Annotated in this window: 6 protein-coding genes; all 6 read right to left on the bottom strand. The window is 29.8% G+C overall.

Annotated elements, in window-relative coordinates; genetic code table 11:
- Window positions 1–86: 86 nt before the first annotated feature.
- The 6 genes from P4S50_RS00185 to P4S50_RS00160 all read right to left on the bottom strand — a co-directional run bounded on the left by P4S50_RS00185 (window position 87) and on the right by P4S50_RS00160 (window position 18,351).
- Complete coding sequence (locus P4S50_RS00185; RefSeq protein ID WP_277732490.1) at window positions 87–1,703, bottom strand: hypothetical protein; 1,617 nt, start codon at window positions 1,701–1,703, stop codon at window positions 87–89.
- Window positions 1,704–1,706: 3 nt separating this feature from the next.
- Complete coding sequence (locus tag P4S50_RS00180; protein WP_277732489.1) at window positions 1,707–8,207, bottom strand: IPT/TIG domain-containing protein; 6,501 nt, start codon at window positions 8,205–8,207, stop codon at window positions 1,707–1,709.
- 11 nt (window positions 8,208–8,218) lie between these two features.
- Window positions 8,219–10,660, bottom strand: coding sequence for an Ig-like domain-containing domain (locus tag P4S50_RS00175; RefSeq protein WP_277732488.1), 2,442 nt, complete (start codon window positions 10,658–10,660; stop codon window positions 8,219–8,221).
- 526 nt (window positions 10,661–11,186) lie between these two features.
- Complete coding sequence (locus P4S50_RS00170) at window positions 11,187–11,861, bottom strand: DUF6042 family protein (RefSeq protein WP_277732487.1); 675 nt, start codon at window positions 11,859–11,861, stop codon at window positions 11,187–11,189.
- 26 nt (window positions 11,862–11,887) lie between these two features.
- Window positions 11,888–15,166: a preprotein translocase subunit SecA gene (gene secA, locus P4S50_RS00165; RefSeq protein WP_277732486.1), complete on the bottom strand. Its 3,279-nt coding sequence runs from the start codon at window positions 15,164–15,166 to the stop codon at window positions 11,888–11,890.
- A 206-nt stretch (window positions 15,167–15,372) separates the two neighbouring features.
- Complete coding sequence (locus tag P4S50_RS00160; protein ID WP_277732485.1) at window positions 15,373–18,351, bottom strand: S-layer homology domain-containing protein; 2,979 nt, start codon at window positions 18,349–18,351, stop codon at window positions 15,373–15,375.
- Window positions 18,352–18,623 lie beyond the last annotated feature (272 nt).

Below are 18,623 nucleotides of genomic sequence, written 5' to 3'. Positions count from 1 at the left end.
TCAATCTTATACTCTTTAACTTAACATAACTTTTAAATTTTATAATTTCCTACTAACTAAAAATTTTAAATTCCGTGCATTAAGCACTACTTAACTATAAGAACTTTAGAGTATATATCATCCCTAACCATATACACCCTATCTCCAACTTGTATATCCTCATAACCTATACGTTTTCCATCCTTAATAATTAAACTCTTATCTATACTCACATTTATAGATACTTTCTTTAACATCCACGATTCTTTTCTTTCGCTCCAATCTTTTGCATCTTGAATCTTTATAGCCCATCCTATCTTAGCATTATTTTCAAGAGATTCAACCATACCTATAGTAGTTCTTTGTCTAGATAAAGAATCCATCTTGTCGTTTACATAAATAGAACTTATTCTATCTCCATCACTATATATATATCCATAATACTTTTTATGGTCTGCATCTAGTGATGAGAATTCATCTATTGTAAGCTTCTTATCATTTACTAAATCGTATATATAAGTATCTTCATCATAATATAAATCTTTTTCAGAATCAAATGATTCCCATTCATTTTCATTTAAAACATTAAAATCCTCTATTTTAACTGAATAAGTATCTATCTCATCAAGTTTTGAGGCATATATGTAGTTTTGACCTATACTAGAATTATTTATATCTTCATTATATATATACACTACATCTGCTGATAAAGAATTATTTCTTCCTTCTGCTACTACAAATGCATCTGACTTCGAATTTATAGAGTATTTATCTACAAGTCTCGAATTCTTGATTATTATAGTTCCATCATTAAGAGATATATTCTTCTTATTTGAAAGCTCAAATTTATCACTATAGAAGTTTATATCTTCTATTTTATCAGAAAAATTGTATTCATAAGAATCCTTTACAACTAATCTCTCTATCTTTTCAGTTCCAAAAAAGTCTTTTACTACCAAATAAACAGTTTTTCCTGCATAATACTTTAAATCACTGTATTCTATCTTAGATCCATTTGAATATACAGGAACTTCATTGTTGTAAGGTATAGTAGTATAATTATTTGTTTTTTCCCATTTACCATTTTTTAAAGTCTTTAAATTTACAAGTGATATATTTTCTGATATATCATCAGTTGATTTCATTGTAGCTTTATATAAAGACTTTATACTTGTATATTGATTATCTACTTGTATTTTATTTATTACATTTGAATCTATTTTATCAAATAAGAATCGAACCTTATCTCCTACATATAACGTATTTAAAGATGTAATTTGTCCATTCTTAGTCACTTGTGTTGCAGGTGTTGTGTGAAATGTCTCTTCATCTCCAGTTATATATCTTAAATTTATTTGGTTTCTATCTATTTTTTGAATTGTTCCACTTCTAACCTTAGATCCTTCAGGTATATATCCTGTATTTTGAGTTGAATAACTCTCTATATAGTCTATTTTTTTTCCTTTAAGAGTCGCATATACTTCCATTCCAGGCTTAAAATCTATAAGCATAGCATCTCTATTATCTATTATATATATCGCTTCATTTGAAAAGTTCAAGGTATGAAGAGTACCATCGTACTCTTCAATTTGAACTGTTCCATCTAATACATCTTTTATATAACCCTCTATATAGTTATCTAGATACGGAGAGAATTGATCTGCGTGAACCAATGTGCAAAAACTCAATACAAATATAATTGTTAAAGATAATATTTTTCTCATGATTTACCTCCTACTACCTATAATTGAATATCTTCCAAGTCTATTTACTGGAGAGTTAATAGAAGTAGAATAATTGTCCATTCTCTGCTTTACATAAGTCCATTCATTTTTATATTCATCATATCTTCTAAGAGATATATTTCTCATCCTTCTAAGATCTGCTTTAGCAGAATCAAAATCAAGTGATATATCCATATTGTTTTTTAGATAATCTATACTAGTATTATCTTCTCCAATGAATACATCAGCCTTTAATTCATACTCATTAGATAAAGAAGTTGAAGCATTCTGTTGATTAATCCCTATTTTGAATTTAACCCCTGCTTTATCCTTATCCTTACTTTCATAAAGCTTTGATACATTAAATACAGTAGGGTTAAACTTAACATACATGTCACTTAAAACTACTTTTACATCCTTTGCTAAGTAACTTGTAGCAACCCTTGCTGGTATACTTATAACAACTTCTTTTGCTCCTGCATATTCTCCCTTTGTAAGATCTATAACAGTTTCCTTCTCATCATAATCATCTGTTCCTATTAACACGTTAACAGTACTTCCAGATCTATTTATAGATGTTTTTTCATTTATTTCTCCATCTTTATCCTCATATCCTGAATGTGATTTAGTTGTCACTTCATTACTTTTTGATGAACCTTTTGATAATCCAAATTCACCTATAGCCTTTACTATGAATCTATAGTCAGTCTTTGATTTTACATCTCTGTATATAAATGTAGTTAAATCAGTAGTCCCAACAAGATACATTTCCTTATCATCTTCTACTGCATATATTTCATAAGATGTCGCATCTTTTACTTCATTCCAATCTATCTTTATATACTTGTCATATATAAGATCCGCTTTTACACCTGTTGGTGCATCTATTTGATCTATTACATAAACTACATCATATATATTACTTCCAGCTTTATCTGGATTGATTATCATAACTCCTTTAGATCCTAGTTTTCCAGCAGGAGTCGTAACTTTTAAATTTTGAGAATCTATGAATTCAGCAGTACCATCAGTTCCAGATACTAAAACATAATTTTTACCATCAATAGTTATTATATCTGTATCAGTATCTGTAGCTTCTTTAAGAACAGGACTGAATACAACTCTAGCTCCAGACATAAAGTCATTTCCTTTTATCTGTATTTCTTGTCCTCCATCTACGTATATAGTAGATATATTAATAGAATTATCCTTTGCATCTACTATTTGAGTTATATCTGGATCACTCAAATATGTATATTCAACCGAATTTGACATTTCTCCATCAGGATTTTCTATCTTAACATCTACTGTTTTTGGATCACTTTTAGGTGTTATTACTTCTATAGTTCTGTAATCTATGAATTTAATATATTTCTCTTCAACCTTTATTTCTCCAAAGTATACAGCTATTTTCTTAGGCTCATATCCTTCCATAGTCTCTCTAAAATCAAGTCCTTTTATAACTACCGTTTCTCCTCCTTTTGATAGACCTCTATCTGGAGTTATTGTGTCTATTTTGGGAGAAGTTTCTCCTTTTGTAAATACTATGTATATAGGAATATCTAAATTTTCGTCATCTGAACTTGCAAATGCTCCATCTTCATTTTGAACTACTACTTTATGAAGCTTTCCTATCTCACTTTCATCTACTCCATCTATTTTAAACGTAAGTTTACTAGGAAGATCTGGATTTATATTTTCATAATCAATTTCCATTATATCTCCTATAGATATCTTTGCATTTTCTCTAAAATCAGATCCTTTTACGCTTATTATACTACCACCTTTATAGTTTACCTTGACTACTTTAACATCTTTTCCATTTATATTATCAACTATAGAAGCTTGACCCTCTCTAGTTATTTCAGTAATCTGTGGATGGCTGTCTGGATTTTTATATTCAAACTCTCCAGTTGCACTCCCACCATCTGGATTCATTATCGTTACAGGTACTTTTCCTATTGTGTAATAAGAAGGCGTTTTAAGCTGCATTTGTTCACTACTAATTAGCTTTGTTTCTGGAGCATATCCTCTTTCTACGATAAGTCTTCCATCGTGCACCTCTACTCTAATTAACTCATACCCTGGATAACCTAATAAAGAGACAGGAATATAACGAACTTCTTCATTATATTTTAAAAATACTGCTTTATATGTTTTTTGATTTTCTTCAATGATTGCAGTCAGATTTTGATCGTCTCTATTATAATAGACTGTAAGATTTCCTGCTAAATTTACTGTTGCATGGCCTGCATCAATTCTTCCTGAGTTATCTTTATCTCTTGGAATATCTCTGTTGGTTATATTTCCAAATTTAACTACAGGCATAAATACAGATTCTACGTTCTCAAAATCTTTATATATGTTCATATTGCTGCTTACAAATCCTTCTCCATGAATCTCTACGTTATCTTGCCCTATTTTTCTTCCAACAGGAGGTAAGATTTTATTTATTTTTGGATTGGAGCTTTTGTATGTGTATGAAACTTTATTGGATATACCTGAATCATTATTTACAATATAAACATCAGCTTCTCCAGCTACATTCTCTGGTGTAACTACCTTTAAATATCCTCTAGACCATTCCACAATCTTGGCTTTTTTATTATTAAAATATACCTTTGGTAAGATTGGTGAATTATAATATTTGTCATATATTTTTACTGTTTGAGGAAGATTTTCTTGTATATTCCACTCACTCTTATTTGCTTCACTATCCCACTTATTATTGTAATTTAAATCGATTAAAGTATCTCCCTCATCAAATCCTGAACCTCCTGTCATATTCTTATATGGTTCAGAAAATCTAAAATCATAACCCCAAATCTCTACAATCTCATTCCCTGCTGCACTTCCTTCGTTCGGAAGAATTCTATCAATTTTTGGTGTACTATTAGGTTTTACATAAGTGAAGCCATCTTCCTTGCTTGCACTTCCTGCATCATAATTAACGATAACAACCGGAACAGTCACTCTATCTGTTTCTAATTCATCCATATTTCCTGTATATTTAGGAACTTTCACAATCAAGGTGTTTTTATTTTTAAGCTGAGTATCTTCTTTATCAACTATCACTCCACCAATATATACTTTGCTCGTATCCTCAAAATCATTTCCTAAGATAGTAATAGTGTATCCACCCTCAGTAGAGCCTTCCTTTGGATAAATATCTGAGATAATTGGCTTACTCTGTGGATTATTGAAATATACAAAGCTGTCTGGCTTTGTATCTGTTTTTGTATCTGGATTTTTTACAGACACATCATAAGGGCCTGCTCCTTTTCCTTCTACTTCTAAGTTCGGTACATAAAATATAATTTGGTTCCTATTTATTACCTTTACTCTATTTCCAGTTATTTTATCTTTTACATCTTTAGCATACGCTGTTTGCATTTTAAGTGTTAATCCATTCATTTGTATTCCTTCATTCGTAACGGTAACAGGAAAATCAGACCCTTTTGTAGCAATAATATTACCGCTTTTGTTCAAGGATAAAATATATTTGTTTTCTTCAGTATTAGCACCTGGCGTTCCCGTTAAGATAATAGAACCTTTTGGATTAACATCAAGGCTATAAAACTTTCCAGTATCATCCTTAAATATAATACTGTGATAATAGTCTGAAAGCTTTACGTATTTTCCTCCATCTAATCTTTTTCCTATAGAAAGAATTTTATTATCCATTGTTACAGATAAATCTATAGGAGTAGTTTCATTTATAGTAATCTTATTCATTTCTAGCGTTACTGGGTAGCTTGTTCCATCTTCCTTCTCACCTTCAATATTTCCATTTTTTATTTTAAATGTATATTTTTCATTATCTTTATTAACAATATATGGATTTCTATTTTCATCTATATCAAAATCATAAATCTTATTACTTGTATCTTCTATAGTTGCATTTTTATAAAAATCAGAAACCTTTATTTTTTCATCTACTATAGTCATTAATATTTCATTATTTGGTGCTGTATAGTCCTCAAATTCTGGTGTATTATTTGGTCCTGTGTATTTATTAATGTCTTTTCCATCCATTAATATTCTTGTTCCAATCAATTTATATGCGCCTATTCCAGTTGTATCTAATATTGCTGAATCTGGCTTTAAAAAATTATCTCCATTTACTACAACAAGGGTATTATTAGTTCCCTTTTTTGGTGTAAGATCTATTAACTTTGGGTCTTTTTTAAAGGAAATAACATAGGTAAACTTAGCAATTGCAATTCCACCAGAAGGATTGATTACTTGAATTTGGGTTTCTCCTTCTCTACCTGGAGGTGCATTAAATTTTAATATAATTTGATTTGCAAGCTTATCTATTTCTCTTGTAACTCCAGAAACTTCTTTTCCATCTATTAAAACCTTACATCCTTCTTGGAAATTACTACCTTTAACAACAATAGCATCTCCACCTTCTACTGTAATCATATCTGGGTTTACACTTTCAATTACAGGATTATCACTTACATTTACAAATTTTACAGCCGCAACTTTTATCTGACTTTGCCCTGGATCGCTAGAATTTCTTGTTGGATTTACCACCTGTACATTTTTAAACCCTGCAATAGAAAGAATTACTTCCTTTGGTAACTTTACAACAATTCTATTTCCTAATTCATTTCCTTCTAATCCATTTACTACTCTATTATCCTTTAAAACATAAAAATCTAAATTTCTACCATCGCTTGTCTTATCTAATATTTCAGTTTTTCCATTTTGCCTATAAGCGACCTTTGCTTTTCCATCTTCAAAATATACCTTAATTTCATAATTATCTAAATTTTTATCATTCACAGTTTTAAAAATCACTTGAGGATAATTGATAATACTTGTATTGCTTGAAGTATCTGTATATTTATTGACTAAGAAATTATTTCCTTTTATAGAAAGAAGTATGTCATCCTTAATGTTAAATTTCCCCTCTGCATTTGATATAATCTGAATTTTTTCTGGTGTTACTGATTCTATTATGGGTAATTTTGAACTTGCAATATATTCAAACCCTTGTTTTTTCTCTGGCATTTCTATAAATTTATATTCTGTTCCATTAGCATTAAATGTTGTTATAATAGTTGCCGTTACATCTACAATTGGATTATCTTCTATGTTTATCTTCTGTGGATATATAGAAATTTGATCTTGACTTCCTATGGAAAACTTAAATTTTCCATCTTCTTTTTGAAACTTTGCTTGATTTCCCATTACTACAGATATTTTTCTTGTTACTTCCGTTACAGCTACGCCATTATAATTTCCATCTGGATATTTTAATTCTAATTCTGTTGTTCCATCTACACTAGTAGAACTTATATCCGTAGTAGTATAGTTTACATCTAATCCTGGAATATTTAAGGTAGTAATATTTTTTCCTATAATTCCAACGGCATACCCACCTTGATCAGATCCTGATGGAGGATATATATCATCAATAGTTGCTTTATTTTCTTTATCTACCACTGTAAAAACTCCAGGAACCTTTTCTTCACCAATGATTTCTGAGTCTTGTTTTTCTGTTACATATACATTATATTTTTGCCCTATTGGTATTCCAGCAGGAACCTTAACCGTTAATCTATTTTCATTATCTTTATTAATTTTTTCTTTAAAATCTACAAACTCAGCTTGATTCTCTGGTAGATATCCATCTATTCCATTGATATTTAAAAAATATACATCTTGCTTTTGAAGATTTTTTCCTTCAATGTATAAGTAATCTCCATTTGTTCCTACGTTAGGATACATCTTTAAATTTTCAATATTTAGATCTTGAACAAACCTAAAGCTAGAAAGGTATCTATGTGAAACGGATATCTTAATATCCGATGTAGTTTTTGTCTTTTCAAAAATAATATCTGCAGTTCCTAAAGCCCCAGGATGCTTCAAGTTCTCTACAGTTAAACTAGATGGTGTTTTTTTTATATCTGCCGCTGGTGTTTCACACATGTCTTTAAGTTCTGTTGGACGAGCATTAACTCTAGTATATCCTTTTATCTGATATCCATCTATTATTGTATCTAGCTTATCTAAATCTGAACCATTTATAGTTAAGCTTGGTTTTGGAGTCGTTTGACTAATATTTATGTTTTTTGGTACTGCTTGAATTACGGTAGGGATACCACTAAAAGTTAAATCTCTTAATGCATAATCATTTAGAAAAATGATCCCTGTAAAATCATTTATTTGTTCTTTAGGAAATTCAAATATCACAGACGTTTTTGAAGAAACTGCATCATCTTTTGTAAGCGCCTTCGGATATCCATTTCTATCTTCATACTTCACTTGTAATGTGCTAATATCGCTACCATTCTTAGCAATTACTTTGATGAACATCTTAATATTGTTTTTTTCATCGTATGATTTAAATAACTCTACCGAATCAACGATTAGACCTTCACCAATATCCTGTGCACGAACACTGATATTCTGCCATGGCATCATCCCAAACACCATCATAAACACAAGAATAAAAGATGTAACCCTTTTAATCCAATTAATACGTTTCATATTTCCCCTCCTTAATCTACTACTACAAATATTCCTTTTCTACTTGATTTAATATATACATTCTTATCTACTCTATCGATACTAAATGGAACTGTGTACCAGTTTCTCATTTCCTCATCATATCTTAAAACATTTATATTCTCACCTGCATACTCATATGGAATTCTAATGTTTACATTATCAAAAGTAAAATTATCTCCAGTAACCTGGATAAAATCAGATACTATATGAGCTGATCTTAACTTATTTTTTATACTATCGACAACCAACGGTTCAACCCTTCCAAGAGATGCAACAACATCTTTATCTTTATCATAATCAATAGGTCTTAAATTGTATATATCTATATCTGCATACTTTGACTTTGTATTAAGATTTGAATATATGCTACTTTTACTTCCCTCATACTTTATCTTTCTAACTACACTATCTGCGCCCATAATCTCATCTAAATCTAAGTCTAAAGTACTCTTACTTTTATAAGAAGAACTAAGTATTAATGTATCTTCACTCACCTTCATATTCTTTTCAACTTTTCCCTTAGAATCATCTTTGATTACTTTCTTATCTTCTTCTGGTGTAAATTCACCTTTTTTGATAACACTTATTGTATCAAACTCTACAATAATTTTGTGATTATCATCATTCTCAACTATTATCTTATAAGTTCCAGGTTCTAATCTATCACTTCCATCTGGAAGATACACCTTAACTATATTACCATCTATAACTACTCTTTCAGCTCTTTCCTTATCTCCGAATTCATTTTCAAAGTATACCGCAACTCCTCCAGAATAGAACATTCCACCTTCTAATATTATAGGTTTATCTTCATCATAATCCTCACCTACAGTTGCATCTACAATCCTTGATACTGTAGGCATTGGAGTCGTTGAAAATGAGAATGATGCTGAACTATTTAAAAGTTTTTCTCCTTTTTCATCAACACCATTTTCTACTACATTTTCAGGCACATACCACTTATATTCTGTATTCGAATTAAGCTTTTCTTTTATAGGTATGTATATATATGTCTTTTTATAAGATGACTTATACTCTATTCTAATCTCCTTTGTCTTGTCTATTAGATCTTCACTACTTCCATCAAAATGAAGATTAAATCCACTAGGAGTTTTTTTGTCATTATACAATTTAATACTTCCATCTAAATCATCAAATATAGCTGTCAAATAATACGTTCCATCTGAATCTTTATATAAATTATTTTCATCAAATTTACTTACCGAATTGTTTGCAGGTATAGTCTCTTTTACCTCAGGTTTATTATTCATTGTGTGAAATTTAAAAGTTATATCTTTGTTATATTTATATGGATTGCCATCTAAATCTGTCTTACCTTTTAAGCTAACCGCTCCAGATGCTACTTTAACCGTATACTCTTCATCGTTTGATAATTTAAAGTTTGTATCAGTATACAAATTATTAATATCTATTCTCAAAGAATTAGAATCAATGTCTACATAAACATAATCTTGAACATTAGTATGTATGCTTCCACTTTTTGATATAAGAGTTACCTTAGTCTTATCTATATTGCTATCTATAGGATATGTAGCTTTGAACTTTACACTTATAGTCGGATGTGTACTTACATTATCTGCCGAATCAATAGGATCTGTGCTGCTAAATATATCATCTGTACTAAAGTTTACAATATTTTGCTGGTTATATATAGTATCTGCATTTTTGAGATGTATACTGTTTGCCTTTAACGTAACTATATACTTTGAAAGATTTTTAAAATCTCCTTTATCTATTCTTTCAACGATAAGTTTCTTAGAATCATCAGCATCTATGTTCCATTCATAATTAGATATATCATCAACTACATATGGGTTATCTATATCATCCTTTAAATTATCTACTAAAGAAGACGTCAATGTTATGTAGTTTTGAATATTATCTTTAGCATTAGAATTGAAATCTATATCATCAATATCATCAACAAAAGTATAAGTTATAGTACCTCCACTACACTCAGTCTTAGTTATAATCCCGCTTTGACTTGTATTATCTGACTTTGTAACAAAATTATAGTTTATCTCTGGACTACCCTTAAATAACCCAGCAACAATATGTACTGTATATAAAGAACTAGAATTTAACCTTTTACTTGGATTATTTAAAGATATTCTAATTTTATGCTCCGTTAGATTAACACTAAAATTATAATTTTCTTCATCATCTTTAGTTCCATTTACTAGTATATCTATACTAGTATTTATATCTTTTGATGGATCTTTAGTGTAATTAGATCCATATACTACGTCTATGTATGTTGTATCGTAGTTTACCCCTACTTGATTTTTGGATATACTCTCTTTGCTACTCTTAAGAGTCAACGTATCTTCTATTCCTACCGCATTTGATATATCTATAGGAATTATAGTCAATATCATTACAAATATTAACATTAAGCTTATTCTTCTCATATTATCCCCCTCTAAATATTTACATTATGCACTATATATCGGCATTTAGTATGAATTTTTGAAGTACAAATTCAAAACTCAATCGCATTAAAAATATTTCCATTTTAATATTACCACAAAACAAAACAATCTTTATTTAAAAGATTTTAAATGATTAAATAAAATAAGTAAATATATGTTTTTCGCCAAAATAAATAGGGTTACAATAGAGTTCACACTATTAAAACTTCCTATCAAAATGTTAGTGAATATTTTTAGGTATTTTGACTAATATAACTTGGTTTTTATCCTTTAATAATTCGTCAAGAAATTTGCGTGTCTGACCGTAGAGGGAGTTCGTAAATTTTAGAATTATTGATAAGATAAAATCTTAGTTGTATTCAAAATATCGTTGTATTCACGGTATTTTGATAGGAAGTTTTGGATAAACCACAGAACGAAAAGTTTATAATCCCTTAGTATATAAAAAAATAGCTACCTATATCTCGTTTATCCGAAATTTAGGTAGCTATTTTGTAAATATCTTTTAACTTATTACAAATCTCTTTTTCTCAAATACTTCTTTAATTATACTCACATAAACCTTATCGCTCTTTCTAAGATCTTTCACATCTTTATCTGTTTTAACCTTTATAGATCCTTCATTTACTAAATACTCTAAAACAGTTTTTATATCCGCATGATTAACCTTCGTCATAGTGTGAATATGATCTAATGTTGTAAGTATATTTCCATTGCTGTTTATAAGAAGTGTTAATATCTGATTCAGATCTTCTTGATGTTTTACCTCAAATTTTATATTTTGAAGAATTTGTTTTTCTCCATCATCAAGGTTTAAAACATCTTCTGGCTTAGGGACTGGTTTTGTATACTCATAGTACATAATTCCATCTTCATCTTTTTTAAGATCTACTAGCTTATACTTTAATAAAAGATCCAAATCATCTTGTCTTGTTTTTGGATATTCAAACCCTAGTTTATTTAATATATTTTTTTTATCTTCTATAACTTGAGGATGTTCTTCTTGTCCTCCTTCAAGATTTGTATTTAATATATTTTGAGTAGCTTCAAGACCTTTTAACTGTTGTGAATTAGTAGCACCCACAACCAAATAAGTCTTATAAGTTGAAAGAGGCATATATCTAAACCACATATACTCTTGAAGTTCTTCTGGTACATTTATCTTTACTCTATTATCCATACTAAATCCTCCTCTTCATATTAAATTTAATCTATCATAAATATTGTTCTATAAAGAATATCGTCTTCATCTATAAGTCTAAATTCATATCTACCCTTTTGCATTACATCTGATTTAAATGATATAGATGCTTTACCATTTTCATCAAGCTTTATAGGAGTACGTGCCAGTATTTTATTAGATTCTATACTTATCAACTCTCCTGTTCCTTCTTGGTATTTCTTAATAGAAGTTAAATTCAAAGTGAACACGCCTTGTTCTTTTGTATATTTATCAACTATTATGAATGGTACTATTATTTTTCCATCATCTTTTTTAAGTTTTATCTCATAATATCCATTTTTCCATGAATCATTAGCACTTATAATTTTGATTTTTACCTTATTGTCTTCAACAGGCATTTCAAAGTCCATCTTAGTTTTTTCGTTCTTATTATATACAAGTTCACCTTTTATATTCTCTTCATAACAATCTATATTAGTATCTACTAATATTTCTTTTTTATTTTCAAAAAACATTATATTTTTAAGTTCATGAGATTCTAATTCTCTAGATGGCTTGTCTATTATAAAATCTATATGCTTTACCTCTTGATTGAAAACAAATACCTTTATTTGGTACCATCCCATATCCCAATTCTTATCTTTAGATTTTTCAAAATCAGTTACGTATATACCTTTTATTTTAACATCCTTATCATATCCATCTAATTTTTCTTCATATCCATTATCCATATAATAAAGACTCACTGTTGCATCTACTTCTTCTGTAGCATTTATATCTATATTAAACTTTAAATTAGGGATATTAGATGGAATTTTTGATAAAAACCATCTACTAATTCTATATTTATCTTCTAATTCTTCTACTCTTTTTATTCTTTGTTCTTCATTAAATTCATGTTCTTTTTTAATCTTTTGAACCTCATCTAACTCTTCATCTATACTAGCTATTATAAATAAAGACCTTATAGAAGTTTCTTTTATTTCTTCTAGCATATTAGAAAACATATCATATGCCTCTTTATTGAATATTCTAACAGGACTTTGCCCGCCTATATATTGGAATACTATCCCTTGTCTTATTTGATCCACAACATCTAAATGATCTGTCCACTTTTCATCTATATTCTTCATTAAAGTTACTCTCTCTAGATATCTAAGCTGTGTTTCTCCAGTGATTTTTTCTTTTTGCTTGTATATTTCTATAGCTTTATCATATGCTTTTTTCTTTATATCAACTTTATCTAAATTCTCAATCTCGTCGCTTTCCATATTAGTAAAGTCTATATAGTTATTTAATTTAAACGTTTCATTCAAGTAATTTTGTATAGAATTCAGATCCCATTCTTCAGGATATTCACTATTAGACGTATAACTATCTATATTTTTATCTATAGTATCCTTTAAAATACTGTAGATGAATTCGCTCATATCATCTCCATTTAATATCTTGTTTCTCTCGTTGTATATAGTCTCTCTTTGCTTGTTTAATATTTGGTCGAATTCAAGAGTATTCTTTCTAACATTGTAATTACTATTTTCTACAGTCTTTTGTATTCCATCTATAGCTTGAGACACTAATTTATCTTGTATAGACTCATCTGGATCCAAATTCATCTTATCAACTATCTTTACAATCCTATCTAATGCCTCTTTTCCCACTTTAGAGAATAAAGAATCTTCAAGAGATATAAAGAACTGACTCTCACCAGGATCTCCCTGACGTCCAGATCTACCTCTTAACTGATTATCTATTCTTCTTGAATCATGTCTTTCTGTTCCTATTACATAAAGTCCTCCAAGATCAGCTACTCCATCTCCAAGCTTTATATCAGTTCCACGACCCGCCATATTAGTCGCTATAGTTACAGATCCCTTTTGTCCAGCATTTGATATAATTTCAGCTTCATCTTTATTCTGCTTTGCATTTAAAAGTTTATGCTTTATATTGTTTTTAGTCAGCATATTACTTAATACTTCTGATTCATCTATATATATAGTTCCTATTAATATCGGCTGTCCTTTTTGATGTCTTTTCTGAACTTCATCTATTAAAGCCTTAAATTTAGCTTCTTTTGTTTTGAACAATAGATCAGTCTTATCTATTCTTTTGATTTCTTTATTAGTAGGTATACATATAACATCAACATTATATATACTCTTAAACTCTTGTTTTTGACTATATGCAGTTCCAGTCATACCAGCTATTTTTTTGAACAGTTTAAAATAGTTTTGGTATGTGATCATAGCCTGAGTTTTTGTTTCTTTCTTTATTTCTATATTTTCTTTAGCTTCAAGAGCTTGGTGAAGACCTTTTCCGAATCTTCTTCCCGGTAATGCTCTTCCTGTGAACTTATCTATTATCATAACTTCATTTTCGGCAACTACATAATCCTTATCCTTAGTAAATACACAGTTAGCTTGAAGAGACTGTCTTATATGATGATATAATTCTGTATTTTTTATATCAGCTATATTCTCTATTCCAAATATTCTCTCACTCTTTTGTATACCACTTTGAGTTAAGTTAGCAATTCTCTTTTCATTATCTATTTCATAATCTTCTTTAAGAAGAGATTTTACAAATTTATCTACTGTAATATAATATTGAGATGGTCTTGCTGCATCTCCAGTTATAATAAGTGGAGTTCTAGCATCATCTACAAGTATAGAATCGACCTCATCTATTATCGCAAAGTTTCTATTTCTTTGAACTATATTTTGATTAACCGTAACCATGTTGTCTTTTAAATAATCAAACCCAAACTCAGAATTAGTACCGTATACTATGTCACAGTTATACTGTTCTTTTTTTTGTTTTACATTTAGTTCTCTATGAGTAAGTCCAACAGTTAAACCTAAAAAATTATATAACTTTTCCATTTCTTCTTTGTCTCTAGAAGCAAGATATTCATTAGCTGTAATAACAAATACCCCATCACCTGTTAATGCATTTAAATAAGTAGGAAGTGTAGCTACAAGAGTTTTACCTTCTCCTGTTTTCATCTCCGCAATATTGCCTTCGTGAAGACATATTCCACCCATTAACTGAACTACATAATGTTTCATATTAAACACTCTAAAAGATGCTTCTCTAACCACTGCAAAAGCTTCTTCTAGTATATCATCCAGCTTTTGGCCATCTTTTAATCTACTTTTGAATTCTTCAGTTTTATTTTTTAATTCTTGATCACTTAAAGTCTTAACTTTTTCTTCAAGTCTAATTATATTATTAGCTCTTTTTTCTAATTGTTTTAATTTTTTATCATGAGGATTAATTATACCCTCTAGGAAATTAACCATAATATTCCTCCTATATAAAATTATGTATATAGTTGTCCATAGATATCATTTTATTATTATTAGAATTATGGAAGTTTATTATACTTTTTTTTATTTAATTATAAGAATATGTAATTTTAATGCTTAAACAAAAAACTCAGAGGATTAAATCCTCCGAGTTTTTGTTTTATTATTATTTATTAATTATAATAAATTATTATTTTTTATTAGTTACCAGAAATTGTTATTGATACTAATCTTTCTGAAACTTCTTTACCGTTTACAACTATCTTGATAGTGTATACTTTAGTTCCATCTGCTGCTTCATCAACTGTTATATCAGCTGTTGCTGCTTTAGCATCAGCTGCTGCTGCTGCTACGTCTTTGAAAGCTATTAATTGATTAGTATTGTTGTAAATCTTGAATGTAACTTCGTCACCTTTATTTACATCGTAAGTTGCAGTTACAGTAGCTGTACCGTCAGCTTGATCTGCAGAAGAAACTGATTTGAATGTAGTTGTAGGTACTAAGTCAGTTTCAGGAGTAGATGCTTTTTCACTTGCATCTTTTGTTAATAATACATACTTAACAAAGCTTGTTCCCTCATCCATAACTAATGTTACTTCATCTTTATTCTCTTCTAAGTCACTTAATGATATTTCTTCTATATCATCAGTATCTTCTATATCAAATACATATGCATCTTTAGCTAATCTGTACTCAGTTCCATTAACTGTTAACTTCTTATCTGATACTTTAACATCTGTAACTACTTCTGTAGTTTCAGCTGCAGTCATTGCATCTATATCTGCTGCAGTATTATCTACACCAGTTGTTGTTCCTTTTACTAATTCTCCAGTTTTAGAATCAACATAGATCATAGCAACGTCACCTTCAGATACTGAAGCAGCTGTTATAGATTTATCTGTATAGAATGTCTTTTCAGTTCCATCTACATAAGCTTTGATTCTCCACTCATCATCGTCTCCTGATAACTTCTTAACGTCAGTTATAAGAGCTGCGTAATCTTCAACATCTTCATCATCTCTTTCAGAGTCTGTTACAGCTATATAAGTTATTTTTCCATCTTCATCATAGTATACTGTTCCTGCTTTAAGAGTTTCGAATCCAACTTTTTCCCAAGTGCTTACGTCTGTATCATCTTCATCTATTCCATCTGTAGCATCAAATACTAATGAAGATTTCTCAAGCTTTTCACCTTCTGCATATTTAGCATCTGTCTTAATATTTCCAGTTACTGCCTTATCATCTAAATCTAAGTTTAATTCAGTTACATCTCCATCTTCATCAACTTTGATTTCGATTACAGTTCCTTTTAAAGCTTTTGTAGCAGCTGCTCCGTTAGTTGTAACAACAACTTCTCCAACTTTTCCGTATACATTAGCAACATCGAAGTAGTGCTTAGTTATAGCTTCTTGCTCATCACTTGAATACTTATCCCAAGCTTTATCTACTGTTGAAGCACCAACTGCATGTTGATTTCCTGCTCCAACTGCTGCAATACCTTCTACAGCAGCTTTATTAGCAACATCTGTAGCCCATTTTTTAACGATGTCTATTTCTACATCTTTAGCTTCTACTTTGTAGCTTATTTCTTTACCTGAGTTGTTTATTACATCTACAAGAAGAGTATGGTTTCCTCTAGCATCAGTATCTACATCTATATCATCAGTTAATAAAGCACCTACAGTACTTGTTTTAACTTCTCCACGATCTCCTAATACAAGTCTAACTTCATCTTGTCTATCAAGATAAACAGTTACTTCTTTGTCAGCTTCTTTCATCTCATCTAAGATATCAGAATCTATAGTTTCTAATTCGTCTTCATCAACATACATAGAATCAGATGCAATATCGTAATCTTCATCATTTAATCTGAATCCAGCTCCGAATACCTTATCTATTTTACCTTTTACAGTCTTATTGAATACTTCAGCATACTCAGCAGAAGTGTTGTAGAATACTATATCTCCTTCTTCTAAATCTGAAAGTTCTATGCTCTTACCATCTTTAATTACATAGTAATCATCAAAGTTTACATCATCTTCATATCCAAGAACATGAGTTTTTTCTACTTTTTCAACTACGATCATATTATCTAAATCATATGCTTCTAAAGAAGTTATCTTGTTATCTACAACTACAGCTTTAGCATATGAATATTTTGCATTTAAATCTGCCTCTTTAACTTTTTTACCATTCTCATATATAGTTGCATCTTTATCAAACTCATACTCTTTGTCTTTAGCAACTAATTTAACTGGCTCTTCATCACCTGAAGTATATTCTACAGCATCAAAGAATATATCAGTATCTTCATCAACTTCATATGATACTAATTCATCATCATCGTTTATGAATGCTTTTATTTTAGCATTGTATACTCCTTCAAAGTTGAATCCTTCTGGAACTTCGATAACACCTTTATCATCTAATCTTATTTCATTATCATCTAAGCTGCTATCAGTTCTAGGAATATCTATAACTTTTTCTTCTACTTTTTCAGTATCTAATTTATCAGCTAATAATGTTTCTTCATCAGTACCATCTGTTCCAGATTGTACAAACTTTGCATCATCTCCGTATCCTACTTGAACCATCATAGGTACTTCTAATGAATTATCCATTAATTGAGCTACTATTCCTCTTGGAGCTGATGCTCCTATTGTTCCTTTAACATCATCTGATATATCTTCTTGTCCAGCTATTACTAAGTATCCATTTGGGTATCCGCCTTTAGCTTTTGCTGCTGGCTCATATCCTAATGCTCTTACTATCATAGTAACGGCTTCTTCATATTTAACTGGTGCTTCTGGATCAAATACTCCTTCAGCTTTTCCATTTATAACTTTAAGTCCTGATGCTATATTTATGTATCCTGATGCCCAGTGATTAGAAGGTACATCATTGAATCCAGTAGTTCCCATTGATGATTTTGCTGATGCATCTAGTCCTAATGATCTTACTATTACTGCTGCAAACTCAGCTCTTGTTATTGTTTTCTCTGGTTGGAATGTTCCATCTTCATATCCTTTTAATATATCAAGTGCTGATAATCTTTCTACTGCTGTCTCATAATCAGTTCCTTGAACGTCAGCTGGCGCTGCTGCGAATGCTGCACCCATTGATCCGAATGCTAAAGCTCCAGCTAATGCAACTGAAAGTACTTTTTTAGTGTTTTTCATTTTGTTTCCTCCCTAAACTTAGTTGTCTTTTCCATTCTGTCGATTGAGGATTTTTGCAATTTTTAACATTATAGTCGTCATTTTCCTCATGATGTCTTGTTTTTAGTCATGCTCTTGATCTAAAATTGTCGTTTTCTCAAAATGTCTCCAAAAGCTTTTATTTGTATGTAAACTACAAAACCATTATACACTTACATGGTATTAATTTCAATTACAATTATGTTACAAATTGAAAATTTGAAGATCCTTTAAGAAATTTACAATTTATTACT

It is taken from the genome of Tepidibacter hydrothermalis (genome assembly GCF_029542625.1).
GTDB classification, from domain to species: domain Bacteria; phylum Bacillota; class Clostridia; order Peptostreptococcales; family Peptostreptococcaceae; genus Tepidibacter_A; species Tepidibacter_A hydrothermalis.
The sequence above is the reverse complement of the archived record's forward strand: the minus strand, read 5'-3'. Positions and strand labels throughout refer to the sequence as shown.